Annotated in this window: 1 pseudogene; it reads left to right on the forward strand. The window is 48.1% G+C overall.

Features of this window, described 5'->3' with window-relative positions:
• Positions 1 to 161: 161 nt before the first annotated feature.
• Positions 162 to 476: pseudogene (locus QMM04_RS23060) on the forward strand (hypothetical protein); the annotation flags it as partial.
• Positions 477 to 486 lie beyond the last annotated feature (10 nt).

A 486-nucleotide genomic window follows, 5' to 3' on the forward strand; every position in this document is an offset into this window, starting at 1 on the left:
CTGGGTTCAGAGGCTGAGCAGTGGAATGCCCGCGTTCAGAGTGAGTCCCAGACATGTCCGGCTTATTACATTACTGATATTTCAGAAATGAGATGATGGTTAAGATTGCCGCCTCGTTCTATATTTCAATAAGGCAATACATACTACTAAGGACATTTGTCATGCTTAAGCAACGCACGCTCAAAACAACCTTTGCTCTGTTGATTGGTTTCGCCGTTTTTGTTGCACCGGCTTATGCAAACCCTGGCAATGGCAATGGCAATGGCAATGGCAATGGCAATGGCAATGGCAATGGCAATCACGGTAATAATGGCGCGCACGGAAATAAAGAGCAGGGTTACGCATCGTCGAAAAACGAACATGGACATCGCAAGAACGCCCGGCACCCCGATCATGTTCAATCTGATATCAGCTTCTCTCAGGCACGAGCGCTCGCCGTCAACTATGGTTTGGTAGGCTATCAATCTCTGCCGCCGTGAATCGCTA

Source organism: Pantoea sp. Pa-EAmG, assembly GCF_030024295.1.
Classification (GTDB): Bacteria; Pseudomonadota; Gammaproteobacteria; order Enterobacterales; family Enterobacteriaceae; genus Pantoea; species Pantoea dispersa.